This is a genomic window from Natronosalvus rutilus, from assembly GCF_024204665.1.
GTDB lineage: Archaea > Halobacteriota > Halobacteria > Halobacteriales > Natrialbaceae > Natronosalvus > Natronosalvus rutilus.
This window is the reverse complement of the sequence record NZ_CP100355.1, coordinates 267,360-287,788: the sequence shown is the minus strand read 5'-3', so window position 1 is coordinate 287,788 and position 20,429 is coordinate 267,360. Positions and strand designations below refer to the sequence as shown.

Annotated in this window: 16 protein-coding genes; 5 read left to right on the top strand and 11 right to left on the bottom strand. The window is 64.5% G+C overall.

Going from position 1 to position 20,429, the window contains the following annotated elements:
- Positions 1 to 388: 388 nt before the first annotated feature.
- The 5 genes from NGM29_RS01470 to NGM29_RS01450 all read right to left on the bottom strand — a co-directional run bounded on the left by NGM29_RS01470 (position 389) and on the right by NGM29_RS01450 (position 6,753).
- Complete coding sequence (locus NGM29_RS01470) at positions 389 to 1,771, bottom strand: ATP-binding protein (RefSeq protein WP_254158496.1); 1,383 nt, start codon at positions 1,769 to 1,771, stop codon at positions 389 to 391.
- Between the two features lie 29 nt (positions 1,772 to 1,800).
- Complete coding sequence (locus NGM29_RS01465) at positions 1,801 to 3,285, bottom strand: ATPase domain-containing protein (protein WP_254158495.1); 1,485 nt, start codon at positions 3,283 to 3,285, stop codon at positions 1,801 to 1,803.
- 183 nt (positions 3,286 to 3,468) lie between these two features.
- Positions 3,469 to 4,056, bottom strand: a complete 588-nt coding sequence (locus tag NGM29_RS01460; RefSeq protein WP_254158494.1) for a response regulator transcription factor — start codon at positions 4,054 to 4,056, stop codon at positions 3,469 to 3,471.
- A gap of 178 nt (positions 4,057 to 4,234) precedes the next feature.
- Positions 4,235 to 5,536, bottom strand: a complete 1,302-nt coding sequence (locus tag NGM29_RS01455) for a helix-turn-helix transcriptional regulator (RefSeq protein ID WP_254158493.1) — start codon at positions 5,534 to 5,536, stop codon at positions 4,235 to 4,237.
- Positions 5,537 to 6,147: 611 nt separating this feature from the next.
- Complete coding sequence (locus tag NGM29_RS01450) at positions 6,148 to 6,753, bottom strand: undecaprenyl diphosphate synthase family protein (protein ID WP_254158492.1); 606 nt, start codon at positions 6,751 to 6,753, stop codon at positions 6,148 to 6,150.
- A gap of 255 nt (positions 6,754 to 7,008) precedes the next feature.
- Here NGM29_RS01450 and NGM29_RS01445 point away from each other — a divergent pair, with 255 nt between their 5' ends.
- Complete coding sequence (locus NGM29_RS01445; protein ID WP_254158491.1) at positions 7,009 to 8,322, top strand: DUF92 domain-containing protein; 1,314 nt, start codon at positions 7,009 to 7,011, stop codon at positions 8,320 to 8,322.
- Between the two features lie 23 nt (positions 8,323 to 8,345).
- Here NGM29_RS01445 and cgi121 read toward each other — a convergent pair whose 3' ends face one another.
- Positions 8,346 to 8,903 (bottom strand): KEOPS complex subunit Cgi121, encoded by a 558-nt coding sequence (gene cgi121, locus NGM29_RS01440; RefSeq protein WP_254158490.1) that lies wholly within the window; start codon positions 8,901 to 8,903, stop codon positions 8,346 to 8,348.
- On the bottom strand, positions 8,903 to 11,284 hold the full coding sequence (locus tag NGM29_RS01435; protein WP_254158489.1) for an ATP-dependent DNA helicase: 2,382 nt from the start codon (positions 11,282 to 11,284) through the stop codon (positions 8,903 to 8,905). Before NGM29_RS01435 ends, cgi121 begins: the two co-directional genes overlap by 1 nt.
- Positions 11,285 to 11,454: 170 nt before the next feature.
- Between NGM29_RS01435 and NGM29_RS01430 the strand changes: the two genes are divergently transcribed.
- The 3 genes from NGM29_RS01430 to NGM29_RS01420 all read left to right on the top strand — a co-directional run bounded on the left by NGM29_RS01430 (position 11,455) and on the right by NGM29_RS01420 (position 14,630).
- Positions 11,455 to 12,333: a TIGR01548 family HAD-type hydrolase gene (locus NGM29_RS01430; RefSeq protein ID WP_254158488.1), complete on the top strand. Its 879-nt coding sequence runs from the start codon at positions 11,455 to 11,457 to the stop codon at positions 12,331 to 12,333.
- Between the two features lie 78 nt (positions 12,334 to 12,411).
- Positions 12,412 to 13,962, top strand: coding sequence for an FAD-dependent oxidoreductase (locus NGM29_RS01425; RefSeq protein WP_254158487.1), 1,551 nt, complete (start codon positions 12,412 to 12,414; stop codon positions 13,960 to 13,962).
- A gap of 83 nt (positions 13,963 to 14,045) precedes the next feature.
- Positions 14,046 to 14,630, top strand: a complete 585-nt coding sequence (locus NGM29_RS01420; protein WP_254158486.1) for an L-threonylcarbamoyladenylate synthase — start codon at positions 14,046 to 14,048, stop codon at positions 14,628 to 14,630.
- Between the two features lie 30 nt (positions 14,631 to 14,660).
- On the opposite strand, the gene NGM29_RS01415 is transcribed toward NGM29_RS01420, so the two are convergent.
- A complete protein-coding gene (locus NGM29_RS01415; protein WP_254158485.1) occupies positions 14,661 to 15,392 on the bottom strand; it encodes a CRISPR-associated protein Cas4 in 732 nt (243 codons plus the stop codon).
- A 139-nt stretch (positions 15,393 to 15,531) separates the two neighbouring features.
- Entirely contained in the window at positions 15,532 to 16,122 is a 591-nt protein-coding gene (locus NGM29_RS01410) for a conditioned medium-induced protein 4 (protein ID WP_254158484.1), read from the bottom strand.
- Positions 16,123 to 16,299: 177 nt separating this feature from the next.
- Here NGM29_RS01410 and NGM29_RS01405 point away from each other — a divergent pair, with 177 nt between their 5' ends.
- Positions 16,300 to 18,447: a heterodisulfide reductase-related iron-sulfur binding cluster gene (locus NGM29_RS01405; RefSeq protein WP_254158483.1), complete on the top strand. Its 2,148-nt coding sequence runs from the start codon at positions 16,300 to 16,302 to the stop codon at positions 18,445 to 18,447.
- Here the strand turns inward: NGM29_RS01405 and NGM29_RS01400 are convergent, their stop codons facing one another.
- Positions 18,448 to 19,167, bottom strand: coding sequence for a type 1 glutamine amidotransferase (locus tag NGM29_RS01400; RefSeq protein WP_254158482.1), 720 nt, complete (start codon positions 19,165 to 19,167; stop codon positions 18,448 to 18,450).
- 261 nt (positions 19,168 to 19,428) lie between these two features.
- Positions 19,429 to 20,271, bottom strand: coding sequence for an alpha/beta fold hydrolase (locus tag NGM29_RS01395; protein ID WP_254158481.1), 843 nt, complete (start codon positions 20,269 to 20,271; stop codon positions 19,429 to 19,431).
- Between the last annotated feature and the right edge of the window lie 158 nt (positions 20,272 to 20,429).

Genomic DNA, 20,429 nt, shown 5'->3' with positions numbered 1-20,429 from the left:
TTTTTCGCGTCATTTCACGCTCTTTCAGGAGTTTGCCGTGCAATTCCCTGGGATGGCCGAAAGGTATATTAATGACTTCCGGACCGGGCGCTATTTATCAGTATCTCTATGGGTGAGACGCGTTCGGATGCCCGTCGTCTCGATCGCGTCGTAACGGACATCCTGTTCGGCAGAGGGCACGTTCCCCCACGAATACTGTGAGTCTGTCTCTACCACACATTCAGGCTGAACCACACTCGAGGTGACCCTCCCATGGCGTTGCACAGCGACAGTGGACCGCACTCGAGGCGACGCTACTCGAGATGCGAGCGGCGAATTTTGAGCCATCACGTCGTCGCCGGAGCACTCGCTCGTGACCTGGGGCCTGGCGTCGAAAACGAGTCCCTGTTCAGGAGAGGCGCAGTCCGTCGATCTCGAATCGCGCGCCTGTCTCGCTGTCGACCGAATCGATCTCCCACCCGTGTGCCTCGACGATCTGCTTGACGATCGGGAGACCGAGACCGGTCCCGTTGCCTCCGGTCGTGAACCCCCGGTCGAAAATCGTCTCGCGGTCGCCGGGTTCGATGCCGGGACCGTCGTCCTCGACGAACACGCCCGACCGCTCGTTCTCGAGCACCCCGACTCGCACCGTCACGTCGTCCGTCGCGTGCTCGATGGCGTTTCGAAACAGGTTCTCGAACACTCGCTCGAGCCGATCGACGTCCGCCTCGGCGGTTCCGGACAGCGACTCCGTCCGGAGGGTCGCCTTGGGTGCGGCCACCTGGGACCAGGCGTCGTCGACGACCGCCTCGAGCGAGACCCGTTCGGTGACGTCGAGCGTCTCGCCCTCTCTGGCGAGCGAGAGCAGTTCGTCGATCATCTCACTCATCCGCTCGAGCGAGTCGTCGATCTGCTCGAAATCCTCCGGTTGGTGGCTCTCTCGTGCGATGGAGAGGTACATCTGGGCGATGCCGAGTGGGTTTCGAAGTTCGTGAGCGAGGATGCTCGCGAACTCGTCGAGGCGCTCGAGTTCGCGTTTCTGTCGGCGTTGCTCGGTCACGTCGCGAAAGGTTCCGATGATCTCCTCGAGTTCGTCCGCGGTGTCGATCCTGGAGGTGTTGACCTCCGCAATTCGACGGCGACCGTCGACGGTTCGGTACGCAACTTCGCGTTCCTCGTCCCCTGCCTCGTCCACCGGACGGAGTCGTTCGAGAACGTCGTCCGAAAACGCGTCCAGATCCTGCAACCGCTCGCCGACGACCTGGGTGGGCTCGAGGCCCGTCTTCGCACAAAACGCCCGATTGACCTCGCGAACGAGGCCGTCGGCTCGAAAGACGAACGCCGGATCCGGTGCCGTGTGAAAGAGCGTCTGGAATCGCTCGTGGCTCTGGCGCTTTTGCTCGGTGAGCGCGACCGACTCCCGTCGTTTGGCGAGGAGGTCGTCGATCTGTTCGCGCAACTTGGCTTTCCTGACCGGGACCGTCACGACGGCGTCGATACAGTGACGGTCCAACGCAGACGGCGTGGGGGATCGATCCGTGATCAGCAGGTACGGCAAGAACGTCGGCCGAACGGCTTCCTTCCGGGACGTACACCAGTCCTCGAGCCGTCTAAACGCCCTTTCGTCGACGATACAGAGGTCGAAGGATACGTCGACCGTCTCCACGACATCGGGGACGACGATGTCGTATTTCGGCGTCAACCAGTCGACGAGCAACTGCCGGTTCTGATCGTGATCGACGGGTATCAGGACTCGCGTTCGGGGCGTGATAGCCGACTCGTCGTCGCTCACTGCCTGTCTCTCACCGGTCGACGATGGAGTCATTCGCCTGGATGGAGGGTCGAATCGGGGTGGATGGATCGTTCGTCGGTTCGCGTCGGAATCCCGCTGAGAATGCCCTGGAGGTTCCTGAGCGGTTCGCCGACCTTGATGCCGTGGCTCGAGATTTCGAACTCGCGCATCGTCCGCTCGAAGTCGCTCGTACGCTTTTTCAACACGCCGATGACTTTCTTCATTTCACCATCGACCTCGATGTATCGCAGGAAGATGATGTTATCGGAGAGGTAGCTGATGTCGACGTCGGTCGCTTCGAACTGGCTCGTCACCGTCCCGACCTCCTCGACGAGGATCACGGTTACCCCTCTGGACTTCAGGTATCGACCCAGCGAGTGGAGTTTCCGAATGAGTCGTTCTCGCTCGCCGCGCAGCGAGAGTCGGTACCCGTTGATGCCGTCGATCATCACGATCTTTGTGTCGTTTTCCTCGACCTCGCGTCGTACTTTGTGTGCAAACTCCTCGGCGGAGAGGTTGAGCGGTTCGACTTCCTCGACGGCGAGCGTCCCGTGTTCGACCATGTTCGTGACCGGGATGTTGACGTTCTCGGCCCGCGCGAAGAACGTCTTCCTGGTCTCCTCGAACATGTAGATGACCGACCGCTCACCGCGTCCAGCGGCCTCTTTCATGAACTGGGCGCCGGTCGTCGTCTTGCCGACGCCGGTCGGCCCGCTGATGACGGTGATCGTCCCCCGGTCTATACCACCCATCAACAGTTCGTCGAACGCCGGGACGCCGGACTGGACCGTTCCCAACCCGGCGTCGTCGGCCTGCTCCGGAATCGTGAGGCGGGGAAACACGTCGACGCCGTCGTCTCGAATTCGAAGCGAGTGTGGGCCACGCCTGGCGTCCGACCCGCGAAGTTTCGGGACGGAGACCGTCCGCCCGTGCTCGGCGTTGTCGAGGTGAAAGGTGCCGTCGCTCAGGAACTGGAGGTCGTCGTCGGCGGCTCCCTCCATGTGCTGGGACGTGAACATCACGGTGGTATCCATGTTCTGCAAAAACCGCATGAAGGAGATGACCTGCTGGCGGAACTGGTACTCGTCGGGGACGAGGTGACGAAGTCGCGTGATCGGATCGATGAACACGCGACTGGGCTCGATCTCTTCGATCCGGGCGGTCACTTCGGCGGCAAACGACTCCTGGTCCACCTCGTCGGGGGAGAAAATGCTGTAGTTCTGTGACTCGCGGAACAGATCCGAACTCGGGCTCATGTCCAGAAATTCGACTGCGGACAGTTCGAGGCCGACGGACTCGGCGTTTCGTGTGATGTCCGCCGTGGACTCCTCGAGGTTGATACAGAGGACGTCCTCGCCGTTTTCGGCCCCCGCGAGCAGGAAGTGCAGGCCGACCATTGTCTTCCCCGTTCCGGGGTTTCCTCGTATCAGGTAGCTTCTGTTCGGGATCAATCCGCCGTCGATAATCGTGTCGAGACCGGTGATTCCGGTCGAGATTCGATCTGCTGGTGGCATGGATACGCTCGTTTCGTCGTGGTGAGTGGGGTTTCGTTTCTGTGTCGATCAATCCTCGAGCGGTCTCATGGGAACTGACTCGTTCGGCGTTCGGCGGTCGAATCGTCATCGAGTACGCAGGCTGTGAACACGGTATCGCAGCCCTGCACCAGCCGATCCGATGGCCGACGAACGACGAACGAATCAGTGGTTGCGGAACTCCGCACGGAGATCTTCGTCGTCCAGTTCCGTTGCGGTGGCCGAAAGGTCCGTTCGCAGGGAATCGACCTGATCGGCGAGTTCCTGGTACTCCTCGTTCGAGGAGAGGTCCTCTTCGTTCTTTTTCGCCTCGAGCGACGCCTTTTTCGAGGCGAGCGAGAGGAACTGTTGCATCTGTTCGTCGTACGTCGACCGGTCTAGCAGTTTCGAAACCGTTTCCCGGAGTTCGCTCGGCTCCGAAACCGGCTTTTCGAGGTACATGTCGAACCCCATGTCGATGATGTCGAAGTCCGGCTCGACGGCCGAGACGATGGCAACCCGACAATCCAGGCCGCGCTCTCGGATCGTCGCCAGGAGTTCGTCGCCGGACACGTCGGGCATGCGTCTGTCGAGAAGGACGACGTCGACCCCCTCGTCGAGGTTCTCGAGCGCATCTGGGCCGCTGTTTGCGGTCCTGACCTCGTACGTCCCTTCGAGCCACCGTGCGTACGCACTGGTGATTGCGGGCTCATCGTCGACGATGAGCACCGTCCCCCCATTCGAGTCGTCTGCAGTGTTTGTTGATGTCGCCATGTATTATACAGGAGATATGTTGTCGCTCGTGTCGTATTTGACGCTCTTTGGTATCTGCTTACGTAGCTTAATAATTTTGGCTATCCCAACCAGTCCCGTTCCGTCCCATCCAGCGTTACCGGCGCGTACAGGCAATCTCGGGCGCGGCTGTGCAACCGTCAGACCGACAGCAGACGACCTATTCGCCTTTCAGCGGCGTCGTTCGTTCGCTCGACGTGCCGGATGGAGAGACGGCCGCGTCGGGTTCGTAGCCGGCGAGGAAAACGAGATTCCCGCGGCCAACCTGCACGCGCGTGATCAGTCCTTCTTCTTCCATGCTCGAGAGTTTGCGGCTGACGGAGGAACTCGACCACCTGGTCTCCTCGACGAGGTCCGACTGTCGCATTCGGCCGCCGGACTGGGCGATCAACTGCTGGATCTGCTCCTGATCCGTCAGTAGTGGATCGTCCGATGCGGGCGCCGCCGACGGTTCGACCGATTCGCTCGTCCCGTTCGATCCGTTCTGGGACGGTGCTGGCGGCTCGGTTTCGGCGTCACGGGGTGGCTGGTCCGTCTCCGTCTCGAGCGACCCGTTAGTCGCAGGGCCGGTTTCGCCTCCGTCGAGCGTCCGGTCGTGTGGTTGCTTCCGGGCGCTGTCGCCTCCATCGCTTCCGTCGCCTCCGTCGCCGGACCAGAGCGAGCTAACCCACGTCTTGAACTCGGTGAGCGGCGAGTGGTCGTTCCCGTCCCTGTCTCGTCGTGGTTCGGTGTGGCGTTCGACGTCGGGTGTACGCTCGCGCGTCGACTGGTCCAGTTCCGATTCCGACTCCGACTTCGCCACCGTCGAGCCGTGATCGTGGTCGTGAGGGACGTCCGCGCGTGACTTGCTCCCGACGAGTGTCCACTCGTCCTCGCCGGTTTCGGTCTGGCTGACCTCGGCGACGACGTCGAAGAGCACCGAGAGCGTGTTGATCGTTTCCTCGTCGTGGATCGTGGGATCCATCTGGTAGTACCCGATCGCTCCAGCAGCCTGCACGCGGTGGATGAGAATGTGCAGATACCGAAATGCCGTGTCGAAATCGATGTACTCGAGCAGGATCGTCAACGTCTGGACGGAGATGACCGACTGCCTGCCCTCGTCTTGCCAGCGTTTCAGTTCGTCGCCGAGGTGGGTGACGACGTCGATGGGGTCCTGTGGGCTCGCACGGACCGTGTTTATCGTTCCCGGTCGCTGCTGGTCGGTACTGATCTCCTCGCCAGGTTCCGATCCGTTGTGGATGAAGGTGATTTCGTTCGGTGGACCGTTACTGGCCGCTTCCCAGTCCGTCAACCACATGCTCGGTGGCTGCGTGTACGTCACGACAGCCATGTTCGTCCTGGATGGGTTGGTCGTCGAAAGCAGCTCCGTAAACGCTTTCGTCCCATGGGGGGTGAGCGGTGAGAGAACGAGAACGTTCGTCCCCTCCCGAATGTGCTCTCGTTTGAATTCCTCTAATTTCATGCGCGTATTAGGTACCGTTTATCATCTGTTTAACATCTGGATCGGGACCAGGTGCCGTATGCCCCTCGTCGTTGCCTCTGACCGACCATCGGTTATCGGTTCCGTTGGTTTCGTCGATGGCCATCGCGATCGGTCGTGATCGTCTGCTTCTCCCACGGTACACGGCCGTCGCTGGATTACGTCGCCCATCGTTCGGTGGACGACTCGACCGAAACACGGTACCGTTACGTTTTCTTGCCATTTGTCCAGACAGCACGCGTCTTGTCGTGATTGTGCTCTTATATCCGTTCTCCGCTCGTCAAGGATTGGTTGCACCGCCAACCTGATTCGGATACACGCTTCCCCGGCCCACTCACGGCGTCCTACGGGGGTGCTCGATATTCGTGAGGGGGCCTTCCGATAGACTTGCTATCTCTGTTTCAATTCTGGGAACTGAGGGGGCTTTGTCCTTGTCCCAAAATGTTTCGGTATATCCGAGAGTGACACCGCTCCATCCCGGAACGAGGTATTCGCGCCACCGTCCCGCCCGTTCCCGTGGAGACGATCGCGTGTCGCCCCTCGAGAACACCGTCCGGCCCCGTCGCGGACACGGATCGACCCGTGCTGGCCGATCACCGCCCGAACCGCCTCGAGCGATTACAGAACTCCCGGACCGCCCGGAGAAAATCCCGCTTTCGAACGTTACGCCAGTTGACGTCGGTGAAGTACAGTTCGGAGTAGACCGACTGCCAGATCATGAAGTCCGAGAGCCGCTCGGCACCGGTCTTGATCACGAGGTCGGGTTCGTCCGGGAAGATCAGGTGTGCTTCGACGTCGTCGTCGTCGATCATCGCCGGCTCGAGGTCTCCCGCTTCGACGTGCTCTGCGAGCGTCCGGACCGCACTCGTAAATTCGTGTTTTCCGCCGAGTCCGATTCCGATCTGGATGGGCGTATCCGCCGATTGTCGGTCGTCCGGTCCCCGGACGGCCACCGCTCGAGGAGCGTCGATTTCCTCGAGTTCGCGTCGCAACGTCGGCACGGCCGCCGGGTCGAGCACGCTCACGTAGACGGTGACGCGCTCGGCGTACTCGAAGGCCCAGGTGAAGAACTCCGCGAGCGTCTCGTAGGCACCGCGCTCGAGGAGGTCTCGTTCGGTGATCACGAGCGCGACATGAGCCGGCGGCTCCCCCTCGTGGTGACGGATCCGTGCGGCGAGATACCGTTCGTACAGGCCCACGACGTCTCGTATTCCCGGCCGGCAGATACCGATTACGGTGTGGACCCGTACAGTGCGCGGGTTAGCAGTAGGGCTATAGCAGGGAAATAGGAGGACAGAAGTGGGACGATAGGTAGCGAGAGTGGGACGATTTTCGAATCGGCCAACCGATCGATCTGGGCCGCCTGAGCACTCGAGCGACCGAATGCGTCGCCTCGACACGCCCGGGGCAGTTGACGAACCTTCAAGTACCCCCCACAGAAAGGAATCGACACCGTGACGACACCGGTTCGACGGGCAGGAGCCTTCGCCGCACTCTGTACGCTCTCGCTGGCCGTTCCGATTTTCGGCCCGGAGCTGTCGGCCCCGATCGCCCTCGTCCTCGCGCTGGTGGCCGTCGCCGTCACCGACGGCCCCGTCTTCGATCTCTTCGCGTTTCCGGACGACTACGCCGAGGGACACCTGTTCGGGCTCCTCACGTTCGTTCTCGCCGCGACGACGCTCGGTCTGCTCGCCGTCAACTGGTCGCTCCCGCTCTCGATTTTCGTCGGCGTCGTCTTCCTCGTAGGATACGGCAGCCTGGCGGAGACGTTCGTCCGAACGCGAACCGACGCCGACATCCTCCAGACGATCGCGTTCGGAGCTGTCGGCTCGGTCGCCGCCATCGCCGGACAGCTCGGCGCTCGGCTGGCCACCGATGCCCCACTCGAGAGCGCGTTCCCGGTGGTCGTGTTTCTGGCCGTGAGCGGCACGTTCCTCGCGGCGTTGCTCCGTGACGTGCTCATCAGCTACGACGACCCGATCGTCCTGCTCACCGTCGGCCTCTCGCTGTGGCTCCTGTACGAACTCGAGCCGAGCGTCGACGTCGCCGGGATCGTCATCGCAATCGCGATCACGATCGCAATCGGCTACGTCTCGTACGCACTGGGTGCGGCCTCTATCGCCGGAATGCTCACCGGTATCTTGCTCGCGCTCTTGACCATCGTTCTCGGCGACTACGGCTGGTTCGCCGTCCTCATCACGTTCTTCGGCGTGGGAAGCCTCTCGACGCGGTTTCGATACGAGCAAAAGACCGACCGTGGCGTCGCCGAGGAAAACGACGGCGCACGCGGGAGTTCGAACGTGATCGGCAACACCGCGGCCGCGCTCGTCGCCGTCGTCGGGTTCGCTGCCAGCGAGGCCGGCCTGCTCACCGTTGATCCCGACCTCTTTCTGTTCGCGTTCGCCGGATCGATCGCGACCGCGCTCAGCGACACGCTCTCGAGTGAAATTGGGAGCGTCTTCGATTCCCCGCGACTGATCACGACGTTCGAGCGCGTCGAACCGGGAACCGACGGTGGCGTCACCTGGCAGGGCGAACTCGCCGGCGTCGTCGGTGCGGCCGCGGTTGCAGGCGTGAGCTACGTGGCGTATCCCGGCGTCGGACTCACGGGGGCGCTCGTCATCGGCGTCGCCGGCTTCCTGGGGATGACCGCCGACAGCATTCTGGGGGCGACCCTCGAGGGTGACCTCCTCGGCAACCAGAGCGTGAACTTCCTCGCGACAGTCTCGGGTGCGCTCGCTGGTGCGGTGCTTTACGCCGTCGTCTGATCCGTTTGCCGCCGTCGTCCAAACTACTTCTCGACCTCGAGCAACGCCACCCGCTCGCACACGAGGTCCTCGAGGCTCGCCGTCGTCGCCACCCGCTCGACGTCGCTGATTTCGAAGAACGAACGCACGGTGTCCAGGTCCCGATCTACGTTTACGTCTTCGCCTACGTCTGTGTCTACGTCCACGTCTACGACCTCCTCCACCGTCTCGAGCGCCGACACGGACTCGAGACCAAATCTATCCTCGAGGTCGGTGCGGGCCGCACGTTCGTCGCCTTGCCCGTCGATCAGCACGATCACGTCTGATTCCCCCTCGTCGACGCCCATCTCGAGAGCGCGATCGATCTGGCGGCGTCCGGCGGCGTACAGCAAAATCTCGACGGCCCGGTCGCGAGCGACGTTCTCGCCGCGCTCGGTGGCCCGATCCGCGAGGGCGACGGCTCGCTCGAGGTGGCGTCGACCCGCGACGTACCGGGCGTCGAACGCCTGGATCGTCACGTCGTGTGTCTCGCCGATTTCGCCGAGGTCCGCGATGAACGAGTCGAGGTCGTCCACGCGGAGTCGGCCCTCGAGGAGTTCCATCAGAAATCACCCAGCGAGGCCTGCGTTTCGTCGTCATCGTCTTCTGCATTGCTGCCGGCGGACTCGATGGCCTCGCTGGTGCCACCGCCACTGCCGCCACTTCGGAGCGACCCGTCCGGCGCTCGCGGCTCGACGCCGTCCATCGATGGATCCTCGCGACCGGCGTTCTCGAGTATCGTCTCTGCGGTCTTCTCCCCTCTGAGTGCGCCGAGCACGATGCCCTTGTCCGCCGCCCGGAGATCCGCGGGCGTCTCGAGCCCCGCGGCGTACAGCTGTCGCGCCCGTTTGCGACCGACGCCGCGGATCCCGACCAACTCGAGCAGGTCCTCGCGGACGCCGTGTTCGACGCGGGCGCGGGCCTCCCGTACCGCGACCGTCCACTCGCTGCCGATTTCGCCGGCCAGCGATTCGGCCGCGCCCAGGAGCCACTCGGCCGTGTCGACCTTCCCGCGAAGGTCACCGGGTCCGATCTTGTACCGGTCGGTGAGCCGATCCTCGTCGTCCTCTTCGGCCCAGTCCTCGAGCAGCTTTCCGGTCTTGAGGGCGGCGAGCCAGTCCTCGAAGCGGGCGTCCTCGTACTCGCTCGGGGCGTCGCCGAGCAACTCGGCCTCGCGTTCGTAGAACAGTTCGCCGAACTTCTCGTCCTCGCCCGACCGGAGGTAGAGTTCGTACATGTCCGGTGTGCGGGCGATCAACTGGTACAGGCCGAGGGGCGTGGGTCGTTCGTCGGCGGACTCGAGCCCGTGGACGATTTCGGCGGCGCTCATCGGGTCGAGGTAGAGCCGCGAGACGGTGTGGCCGAGGCTCGTCGCCCGGAGCGTGACCGCCTCGTCGCTCGAGTCCGGCTCGGCGAGATCGGCCGCGGAGACGAACGCGCCCTCGTCGACGGGTTCTGTTTCGCTCCCGTTCCCGTTCCCGCCCTCTCGTTCGATGAAGTCGTTCCGCTCGAGATAGCCCAATACGTCGTCGGTGACGGTCTCGAGGCGGCCGGCCTCGCCCGACTGGCTGGCGTAAAGCGTATCCGAGAGAAACGAGAGTAGCCCCTCGCGCGTGGTGGCGAACCCGGAGGCGACCGTGGCCAGCACGTGTGTTCGGAGGGCGGGTTCGGCGGCGAGCTTCGAGCGGACGTCCTCGGGCTCGGCCCAGACGTAGCCCTCGAAGAGGTCGTCCATCTCGTCGTGGTTCTTCGCGAGCAGGACGGCTTCGCCGTAGGGATCCAGTCCTGGACGACCGGCCCGTCCCATCATCTGGTGGACCTCGAGGACGTTCAGGGGCGCCATTCCACCGGCGGTGGCGTCGAAGCGCCGCCAGTCGCGAACGACGACGCGGCGAGCGGGCGTGTTGACGCCGGCGGCGAGGGTCGGGGTCGCCGAAATCACTTTCAGCAGGCGGTCGCGGAAGGCGTCCTCGACCAGCGTCCGGTGCTCGCTCGCCAGGCCGGCGTGGTGAAACGCCGACCCCTGCTCGACGCAGGTCGCGAGGTCGTCGCTCGTCTCGGTGTCGCTCACGTCCCGAACTTCGGTCGCCAGATCGGCGAGTCGTCCTCGCTCTTCGGGCGTGAGTTGCGGGCCGCTGGTCCGCGCTAACCGGCGGGCCGCCGCCTCCGCGTTCCGCCGCGAGTTGACGAACACGAGCGAGGAGCCGCCCTCCTCGAGGATGTCCCTGACGAGGGCTTCCTCTTGCTTCTCCGAGCCCTCGACGGGCACCTCGCGGGTCGTCCCGTCGTCGAAGTGGAGGGCGTTGCCGTAATGAACCCCCATTTGGAGATCGATCGGTCGCCAGTCGCTGTCGACCAGTTCGGCGCCGAGCCAGCCCGCGATCTCGTCGGCGTTGCCGACCGTCGCCGAGAGCGCGACCACCTGCAGGGCCGGGTTGAGTTGCCGCAGTTTGGCCAGCGTCACTTCGAGCGTCGGCCCCCGATTGCGGTCGTCGATCAGGTGTACCTCGTCGCTCACGACGCAGGTCAGCTCCGAGAGCCAGTCGGCGCCGTTGCGGACGAGCGAGTCGACCTTCTCGCTCGTGGCGACGATCAGGTCCTTCGTGGCGAGCCAGTCGCTCGTGGACTCGTAGTTGCCCGTGGTGACGCCCGTCGTCACGCCGAACCGTTCGAACGCATCGAACTCGGCCTTCTTCTCGCTCGCGAGCGCCCGGAGCGGGACGATGTACAGCGCCTTCCCGCCGCGTTCGATCGCCGATAGCATCGAGAGGGCGGCGATCATCGTCTTCCCGCTTGCGGTCGGCACCGCGGCGACGAGACTGTCGCCCTCGAGGATGCCCGCCTCGACGGCGGCGGCCTGGGGCGGGTACAATTCCTCGATCCCCTCCTCGCGAAAGTGTTCGCGGGCGCCGGGGGGCAGTCCCGAGAGGTCCTCGACGTTCATTGCCGTCCGTTGGGCCGTGCTCGGGTTTAAAGTGTCGTCTCTGGGCCGAGGGAAGCGACGTCGGCGAACGCGTGTGCGCTCGAGCGCCGCCAGGACGCGACGTCGAACGCCGCCGGCGCGCACCGTCGAAAGTCGATACGTCCATACGGCAGGCCGCCCAGAAATCAGCCATGCACGCAGACGCCGTCGTCCTCGACATCGACGGAGTGATCGTCGACGTCGCCGACTCCTACCGGCGGGCCATCGTCGAATCCATCGATCACGTCTACGGTCGGACCATCGAGAAAGCCGACATTCAGCTGTTCAAAGACGCGGGCGGCTTCAACAACGACTGGGAACTCACCTATGCCGCTGCGCTCTACCTGCTGGCCACCGGCGAGGGCTTCCAGCGGTCGATCGAGGAGTTCACCGACGCCATCGCCGACGCGGGCGGCGGTCTCGAGGCCACCGAATCCGTCGTCCGCGAGGAGTGCGGCGCTCGAGCCACCGAGCGAATCAAGCAACGATGGGATCGCGAGCGGCTTCGGGACGTCTTTCAACAGCTCTACCTCGGAAGCGACCTCTACCGCGGACTCGAGGGCGGCGAACCGGATCCGGACCTTGAGACCCGCGGGTTCATCCACGACGAGCCGCTGTTGCTCGCCGAGGAGACCCGCGAGCACCTCACCGAGCGCTACGACGTGGGAATCGTCACCGGCAGGCCGGCCGCCGAAGCCGAGATCGCCCTCGAGCGGGCGGGGCTCGACGTCCCGGCCGAGCACCGGTTCACGATGGACGACTGGGAGGAGGGCAAACCGCACCCGCGGGCCCTGACGACCCTCACCGACCGCTTCCAGGCGGACTCGGTCGTTTTCGTGGGCGATACGCTCGACGATATTCGAACCGCGACGAACGCCGACGAGGCTGATTCGGACTCCAGCCGCGAGTACCACGGTGTCGGCGTCCTCACCGGCGGACTGACCGGCGAGGAGGGCCGCCGGAAGTACGACGCTGAAGGGGCCGCCGCGGTCCTCGAGTCGGTCGACCAGTTGCCGGACCTGCTCGAGTAATCGTCTTTTCGACTGAGTCGTCTCACTATAGCGCACGACCGTTTTTTCTCCCTCGACGACGAGTAGCGAGGCGAGACGATGGTCGAGCCCCCACCCTTCCACGACGACGAGACGCTCCCCGGCGAACCGACCTCCCCGTGGCTCACGACGACCCCCGATGCGACCTACCCGGCGCTCGAGGGTAACGCGACGGCCGACGTCTGTATCGTCGGTGCCGGAATCACCGGCCTCTCGACGGCGTACGAACTCCGAGAGCGCGGGCATTCGGTGATCGTCCTCGAGCGCGACCGGATCGCGTCCGGCGTGACGGGCAAGTCGACGGCGAAGGTCACGAGCCAGCACGGCCTGTGCTACGATCACTTGCGTCGGGAGTTCGGACGGGAGACGGCGCGGACGTACGCCGGGGTCAACGAGGCGGCTATCGATACTGTCGAGTCGCGAGTCGAAGAACTCGACATCGACTGTGGGTTCGAGCGCCAGCCGTCCTACTGCTACGGCGACGACCCCGACGAGTTCCGACGGGAGGCCGATGCCGCTCGGCAAGTGGGCCTCCCCGCGTCCTTCGTCAAATCGGTGCCGCCGTTCGAGCGCGCCGCTGCGGCCGTCAAGTTCGACGACCAGGCCTGGTTTCACCCGCGGAAGTACCTGCTCGGCCTCGCCAGCGCACTCGAGACAGAGGACGGGGTTCGAATCCACGAACGAACGCGCGTGACCGACGTTTCTCCGGGGAACCAGCCACGCGTCGAGACCGAAGGGGGAACCGTGCGAGCAAAGCAGGTCGTCCTCGCCACCGGCTTCCCTCTCCTCGATCGGGTCGGCTTCTTCACCCGGCTGTACCCGAAACGGTCGTACGTCCTGGGCGTTCGGCTCGAGGACGAGCCACCCGAGGGTATGTACTACCGGGACGACGACCCATACCGGTCCGTCCGAACGTACTGCGACGACGACGAGACGCTGTTGTTAGTCGGCGGCGAGAACCACAAGACTGGACAGGGGGGCTCGACCGCCGACCGGTACCGCCGACTGGCCCACTGGACGCGCGAGCACTTTCCCGTGGCGTCGATCGAGTACCGCTGGTCGACGCAGGACTACGTCTCGGTCGATTCCGTGCCGTTCGTCGGCCCCGCAGGTCCGGGGGCGAAACACGTCCTCGTCGCGACTGGGTTCGGGGGCTGGGGAATGACCAATGGCACTGCCGCTGGACAGCTACTCGCCGAGACCATCGCCGGTGACGCGCCGACACCACGGGCCCTCGAGACGTTCGATCCACTTCGATTCACGCCGAAGCCCTCGCTCCCGAAGACGCTCACCGAGAACGCCGACGCTGCGAGCCAGTTCGTCACCGACTGGGCGCGGACGCTCCTCTCGCCGGCCGTCGCGTCGATCGAATCGGGGGAGGGCCGAGTCCTGCGGCGAGGGCCGAAACCGGTCGCTGCCGCGCGCGACGACGAGGGCGACCTCCACGCGGTGTCGGCCGTCTGTACGCACACCTACTGCGTCGTCGACTGGAACGACGCCGAGTGCACCTGGGACTGTCCCTGTCACGGGTCGCGATTTTCGCCCGACGGGACCCTGCTCGAGGGGCCGGCGACCGAGGACCTCGAGCCCACGAGTCGCGACCTCGAGTGACGTCGTAGCGCTCGACTGATCGTCGAACGAACCGACGGTCGCGGGACGGTACGTTTTTGCCCCCGACGAACCGACGCTCGCACATGTCCGACCTCGAGCGAGCGGCGACGGCTATTCGGAACGGGAGCCTCGTCGTCTACCCGACCGAAACCGTCTACGGACTCGCGGCGAACGCCCTCGACCCCACGGCCGTCGAGCGAGTCTTCGAGGTCAAGCGCCGTGATCGATCGAACCCCATCTCGCTCGCCGTTCCGTCGGTTCCGGCGGCCCTCGAGTACGTCCGGGCGAGTGACCGCGAACGTCAGTTCATGGCGCGGTTTCTCCCCGGTCCGGTGACGGTGCTCTGTCGTCGCCGCGAGACCGTTCCCGACGTACTCACCGCCGGCAACGACCGGGTGGGTGTTCGCGTTCCGGATCACGACCTCGCGCTCCGCCTCTGTGAACGCGCCGAAACGCCGATCACGGCGACGAGCGCCAACGTCAGCGGCCGCGGGAGCGTTCGACGTCCCGCCGATCTCGATCCCGAGGTTCGAGAGGCCGTCGACGTCGTCCTCGAGGCCGGCGAGACGGCCGGTACCGAGAGCACCGTCGTCGACATCGCTTCGGGGACGATCCACCGGCGTGGCGCGCTCGCCGACGAAATCGAGGCCTGGCTCGCCGCCTACTGACGACGCTCGCGTCCTCATCGTCGATTCGAGTCACCCGAATCCCAGCAGCGATCGGAGGCTTCGTGTTCGGACACCACAGGTGTCGGCGTACTCGCAGGCGGTACACTTCTCGCGGTTGCTGAGTCGCGACGGTGGCTCCTCGAGTTCGCGGACGGTTCGGAGTGCCCGTCGGTACTCGGCCTTCCGGCGCGTCCTCATCGGAACGTAGCGGATCTCCCCGTAGGCTGGATACTCGAGCCAGGCACCGCCAACCGGTTGTTCGTGTGTCCATGCGAGGGCCTTCGCGGCGGCGACGGCGTGGACGCGCTGGGATTTCCAGACGCCCTGGTCGGGCGGTTTGCCGGCGGAGACGAGGGCCGGTTCGAGCGGATCGTGCAGTACTTTGTGAACGATACCACGGCACTCTCGACCGGTGACGAGGGCGTCCACGGTGGCGGGGTCACAGGTCGCCGCCCATCGGTCCCCGTTCGTCGCGTCGTGGTCGCGATTCGGCGGCGGCTGGAACCGCGTCTCCTCGGCGGCGTTCGTCAATCGATCGCGCGTTCGACAGAGCCTGGCGCGATAGACGGACGGCTCGAGTTCAATCGGTTCGTGGGCGAGTGCCTTGTCGGTCGCCGTGAGGAGGGATTCGTACCGGGTCGCGAGGTCTCGGACGGCGGCGACTCCGGGTGGCGGCTCGCGGTCGTCGGCGCGTCGGGCGTAATAGAGCTTTCGCGGACAGTAGGTGGCCGTCCGGAGGTCGCTGAACGCGACGTGCGTCATGGTCGGTCTGGCCGCGTATTGGTATATAAATTGCTGGCTCGGTGGGGAAGGGGCTGAGCTGCACGGGAGCGACGCGGTCAGCAGGAAACAGCTGTACGCGGTAGCCAATTAGAAGCAAACCGCTCTACGAAGTGACCGATCAGAAGGAGACGTCCGTTTCCATGCCCTCGGTCGCGTCCTCGAGACCGTCCTTCCGGACGTCGCTCGCCATCTTGGAGGCGAGTTCCGAGTCGGCCAGCAGGCTATCGAACTCGTCGCGGTAGCGGTCGTTCGCCGCTCGCGATTCCGCTTTCGCGGCCGCGACGAGGCGGTAGCGCCGGATCGTCTCCGGGTCGACGTCGTACTCCTCGGCGAGGGTCGCGTCGGCCTCGTCACGTTCGCGAATCGCTACCAGGTCGATCTCGTCGGCGTCGCCCTCGTCCACGAGGTGTAGCGCACACCGGGCCTCGAAGACGTTCTGTGGGTCGACCTCGAGGTCGGCGGCGATCTCGTCGTCATCGTCGCGTTCGTAGTAGCGTCTCGCGACGGTCTGTAGCTCCGCCTCCGATAACGGCGTCTCGAAGCCGTATCGTTCGCGCATCTGTGCGATCACGTTCTCGAGGCGCTCCTCGACGGTTCGCTCGTCCTTCTCGAGCGATCCACGGGTGTCTTCCTGGGATTCGGTGACGGTCTCTTCGCCGTCGGTAACGCTGGTGAAGATGTCTCGGAGTTCTTCGGTTTTCTCGTTCATGGATGCACACTGGAGACGGGTGGATATTTAAGCCTGTTGCCGTATAGCGTTGGCCGACGGGTGAGCGAATCGTTCTCAATAAACTCTCAACGGCGTATCGATTCTCGGACGACGGCTCCGGGACACCCCGTGGACGGTGTGACAAGAGTTAAGTACGTTCTCTCCGCGTCATAGTACATGAACGTTATCGCACAGACGGAGGTGACCAGGGAAACGTACTACGGCATCTCCTCCGTGGAGAAGGTGCTGTTTTACTTCCTCGCCGCCGTCGCCATCCTCGTCTTCCTGTTCGGCGTCTACGCACGGTTCGCCCGTTACGCCGAGGGAGACGACGACCCCTTCCCTCGCGTCGACGACCTCGCGAGTCGAGTCGTGGCCGCGTCGAAAATCGTCCTGACGAACGAGAAGCAGTTCAATCGCGACCTCTACGGCGGACTGATGCACGCCTTCATCTTCTGGGGCTTTCTCTCGCTGTTCATCGCGACCTCGATTCTCGCATTCGACGAGTACGCCTACGGCCTCGTGTTCGACGCCTCCTTCTGGCACGGCGACTTCTACCTGGCCTACCAGTTCATGGTCGACGCGATGGGCCTGCTGTTCGTCGTCGGCCTCGGAATGGCGATGTACCGCCGGTACTGGGTACAGAACGAACGCCTGTGGGGTCGACACACCTCCCTCGAGGACACCGCGTTCGTCTGGATTCTCTTTCTCCTGGGCCTCGGCGGGTTCGCCCTCGAGGGAATCCGGATCTACGCGACCGGCATGCCCGAGTTCGAGGTGGTGAGCTTCGTCGGCTACGGCCTGGCGATGGGCCTCGGAGCGCTCGAGTCGATGGGCATGAGCGAGTCGCTCGCGACCTCGATGCACTGGTGGGCCTGGTGGTCGCACTCGCTGCTCGCGTTCTTCTTCATCGCGTGGATTCCCTACGCGAAGCCGTTCCACATGCTCTCCTCGTTCGCCAACGTCGTCACGCGCGACGAGAAGACCGGCAAGCGCCTGCCCGGCGTCCCAGCCGACCTGGACGCGACGAACGCCGAGTCCATCGACGACTTCACCTGGAAGGAGATTCTCGACCAGGACGCCTGTACCAAGTGTGGGCGCTGCTCGTCGGTCTGCCCCGCGAAGGCGTCCGACCGGCCGCTCGACCCGCGGAACGTCATCCTCGACCTGAAATCCTACCGCGAGAGTCTCAACGCCGGTGGCGAGGAACGACCGATCATCGCCGACGGCGGTACCTCGGTTATCGACGCGGAGACGATGGAATCGTGCATGGCCTGCATGGCCTGCATGGACGCCTGTCCCGTCGAGATCGAGCACCTCCAGTCCTTTACGCGACTCAACCGCCAGCTGGTCGACCAGGGTGACGTCGACTCGAACATGCAGGACGTCTTCCAGAACGTCATGCAGAACGGCAACACCTTCGGCGACTCGCCGCGGAACCGCGCCGACTGGGCCGACGAACTCGAGTTCGACCTCGTGGACGCTCGCGATGAGGAGGTCGAGTACCTCTGGTACGTCGGCGACTACCCGAGCTACGACGAGCGCAACAAGCGAGTCGCCCGCTCGCTGGCGACCATCCTCGAGGCCGCCGACGTCAGCTTCGGCATTCTCTTCGAGGACGAGAAGTACGACGGCAACGACATCCGCCGCATCGGCGAGGAGTTCCTCTACCTCGAGCTGGCGGGCCACCACGTCGAGTCGTTCGAGGCCTGTGACTTCGAGAAGCTGATCTGCACCGACCCGCACAGCTACAACACGTTCGAGAACGAGTACCCCGAGGTCGACTTCGCGGAGTTCGCGGACGATCCGATGATGCCGTTCGAGTACGACGAGTACTGGAATCAGCGCGGGGAAATCGAGGTGCTCCACTGGACGCAGGCCGTCGAGGAGCTGGTCCAGGACGGCAAGTTGGCCCTGTCGGGCACCGAACTCGACTACACCGTCACCTACCACGACCCCTGTCACCTCGGGCGGTACAACGACGAGTACGAGGCTCCGCGCGAACTCATCCGGGCGACCGGCTGTGACCTCCAGGAGATGCCGCGCAATCGTGCCGACTCGTTCTGTTGTGGCGGCGGTGGCGGTGGCCTCTGGATGGACTTCGACGAAGAGCCGAAACCGAGCGAGGAACGGCTTCGCGAGGCGCTCGAGGACACCGACGCCGGCGCTGGCGTCGAGAAGTTCGTTGTCGCCTGCCCGATGTGCATGACGATGTACGAGGACGGGCGCAAAACTGGTGGATTCGAAGAGGACATCGAGATCGTCGACGTCGCGGAACTGCTCGTCGAGGCCATCGGTGAGCGAGAGACGGCGGGCCTCGAGTGATCACGCCGAGACGTCTCGAGCCCCGTCGTCCGCGGCCGCTCGCTCACGAACTTCGCGCACGAAATCGACGAAGTTCTCGAAGACGAGACTCGCCGGGCGCGTCCTCGCGTGGTTCTCGTCGGTGACCTCGGCGAGCAGACGCTCGCGGGTTTCGGACTCGAGGTCCTTGTTCTCGAGCAGCTTTCGCATCGTCGGCTGGTCGAACTCGGGGTGGAACTGGACGCCGAAGACGTTCCCGAGGCGATAGCCGTGGTTCGAGTACTCGTTTTCGGCCAGGGGCTCGGCATTGGGGGGTAACTCGAGGACGGCGTCGGAGTGGCTCGTGTAGCCGACGAACTCGCGGTCGATTCCGTCGAACAGGGGCGAGTCGCCGGTGTGCTCGATATGACTGTAGCCGACCTCGTACTCGCCCATGTCGTCGACGGACCCGCCGAGGACGTCAGCCAGGAGCTGGTGGCCCCAGCAGATGCCCAGAAACGGGACGTCGCGATCGATGGCTTCGGCGACCCACGTCTTCGCTGGCTCGATCCAGTCTTCGTCCCAGTAGACCGAGGCTCTCGAGCCCGTGACGACGACGCCGTCGTAATCGTAGGTTTCGGGGAGTTCGCCGTCGGTGATGTCGAACTCGGCGAGCGAGGCGTCGAGTTCGCGTCGAAAGTTTCGTCGCGTGCTCTCGCCCTCGTAGGCGGCGTTGAGCAGCGCGAGACGCACCTGTGTCATAGGTCTGTAAATGTCCTCCGGATAGTAAGGCCTTCTGCCCGCTCGCTCACGGAAGTCGCTCTCGAGAAAAACACGGGGGAATGTGGTGGTTGATAGGTGGTGTGGGTGGAACGTTGACGATCGATTCGACAGACTGATCCCGCCCGTCCCCGTGCAGATTCTACTCCGGAGCGAGCGAGCATGAATCCACCGGATACCGTCAGTTAACTAGCCGATTTTTGGCGTCAGCGTCCTCGTTCACGGATGGCACGGCTAGGGCGCTCACCGCTCGAGGCCGTCGGTGTGATCCTCGAGGAACCCAAACAACCGATCGTTTACCGTCCGCGAGCGTTCGACGTTCGCGAGGTGGCCAGCGCCCTCGAGCGGGACGAACGTCCCCCTCGGAAGGCCGTCGGCGAGGTCGCGTCCGGCGCCAGACGGGACGAGTGCGTCGGCCGTGCCGTGGAGGACTAACGTCGGCTGGGTCACCTCCACGAGCCACTTCTGAGCGTCGAACTCGGCTAGAGCGGCAAGTTGCGCACGTCGCCCGGCGGAATCGGCGTCGCCCTCGAGACGCCAGTCCACGATGCCGTCGACGACGTCCGGCTGGCGGTTTCGAAAGTCCCCGGAGAGGGCGGACTCGAGGGTGGCTCGAATCGCGTTGCGTCGGTCGTCTTGGGCGGTCGTCGCGTCACCACTCGTTTCTTCGCCGCCGTCTTCCAGCGGGTCGAACAGCGCCTCGAGGTCGAACGCCGACCCGTGTGCGGCGGTTCCCAGGAGCGTTAGCGTCTCGACGCGACCGCTCGAGCGAGCGGCTTCGAGGGCAATGGCGCTGCCGAGTCCCAGGCCGACGGCGTGGACGCTCCGGCTCCCAATCTCGCGGCAGACGGCCTCGAAGTCGCTCGCGAGCGTCTCAAGGTCGTACGGCCCGGTCGTCCCCTCGGAGCGACCGGTGCCCCGGAGGTCCCAGACGACAGTCTCGAAAGGGCCTGCCAGGGAGGCGTGTTGCCAGCCCCAGAGCCAGCCGCCGAGGCCGGCCTCGTTGACGAAGACCACCGCTGGCCCCTCGTCGCCGCCCTCGGCGCTGTAGAACAGCGACGCACCGCGGTTCCGTACGGTCGGCATGCGGTATTCGAGGGGGCGGGAACACAGGGGCGTTTCGGTTCGTGCACGTCGACTCGAGAACGAAACCGAGACCGTGAACGAGAACGAGAACGAAACCGAGACCCTGAACGAGAACGAAAACCCGGTCGCGACGGTTCCGATTTCGTTTTGACACTCCC

What these genes read in the sequence shown, in the direction of transcription:
- NGM29_RS01425 (WP_254158487.1), top strand. Translation starts at nt 12,412, where the DNA reads ATGGTCGAGCCCCCACCCTTCCACGACGACGAGACGCTCCCCGGCGAA.
- NGM29_RS01405 (WP_254158483.1), top strand. Translation starts at nt 16,300, where the DNA reads ATGAACGTTATCGCACAGACGGAGGTGACCAGGGAAACGTACTACGGC.
- NGM29_RS01410 (WP_254158484.1), bottom strand. Translation starts at nt 16,122, where the DNA reads ATGAACGAGAAAACCGAAGAACTCCGAGACATCTTCACCAGCGTTACC.
- NGM29_RS01420 (WP_254158486.1), top strand. Translation starts at nt 14,046, where the DNA reads ATGTCCGACCTCGAGCGAGCGGCGACGGCTATTCGGAACGGGAGCCTC.
- NGM29_RS01395 (WP_254158481.1), bottom strand. Translation starts at nt 20,271, where the DNA reads ATGCCGACCGTACGGAACCGCGGTGCGTCGCTGTTCTACAGCGCCGAG.
- cgi121 (WP_254158490.1), bottom strand. Translation starts at nt 8,903, where the DNA reads ATGGAACTCCTCGAGGGCCGACTCCGCGTGGACGACCTCGACTCGTTC.
- NGM29_RS01455 (WP_254158493.1), bottom strand. Translation starts at nt 5,536, where the DNA reads ATGAAATTAGAGGAATTCAAACGAGAGCACATTCGGGAGGGGACGAAC.
- NGM29_RS01415 (WP_254158485.1), bottom strand. Translation starts at nt 15,392, where the DNA reads ATGACGCACGTCGCGTTCAGCGACCTCCGGACGGCCACCTACTGTCCG.
- NGM29_RS01400 (WP_254158482.1), bottom strand. Translation starts at nt 19,167, where the DNA reads ATGACACAGGTGCGTCTCGCGCTGCTCAACGCCGCCTACGAGGGCGAG.
- NGM29_RS01435 (WP_254158489.1), bottom strand. Translation starts at nt 11,284, where the DNA reads ATGAACGTCGAGGACCTCTCGGGACTGCCCCCCGGCGCCCGCGAACAC.
- NGM29_RS01460 (WP_254158494.1), bottom strand. Translation starts at nt 4,056, where the DNA reads ATGGCGACATCAACAAACACTGCAGACGACTCGAATGGGGGGACGGTG.
- NGM29_RS01465 (WP_254158495.1), bottom strand. Translation starts at nt 3,285, where the DNA reads ATGCCACCAGCAGATCGAATCTCGACCGGAATCACCGGTCTCGACACG.
- NGM29_RS01430 (WP_254158488.1), top strand. Translation starts at nt 11,455, where the DNA reads ATGCACGCAGACGCCGTCGTCCTCGACATCGACGGAGTGATCGTCGAC.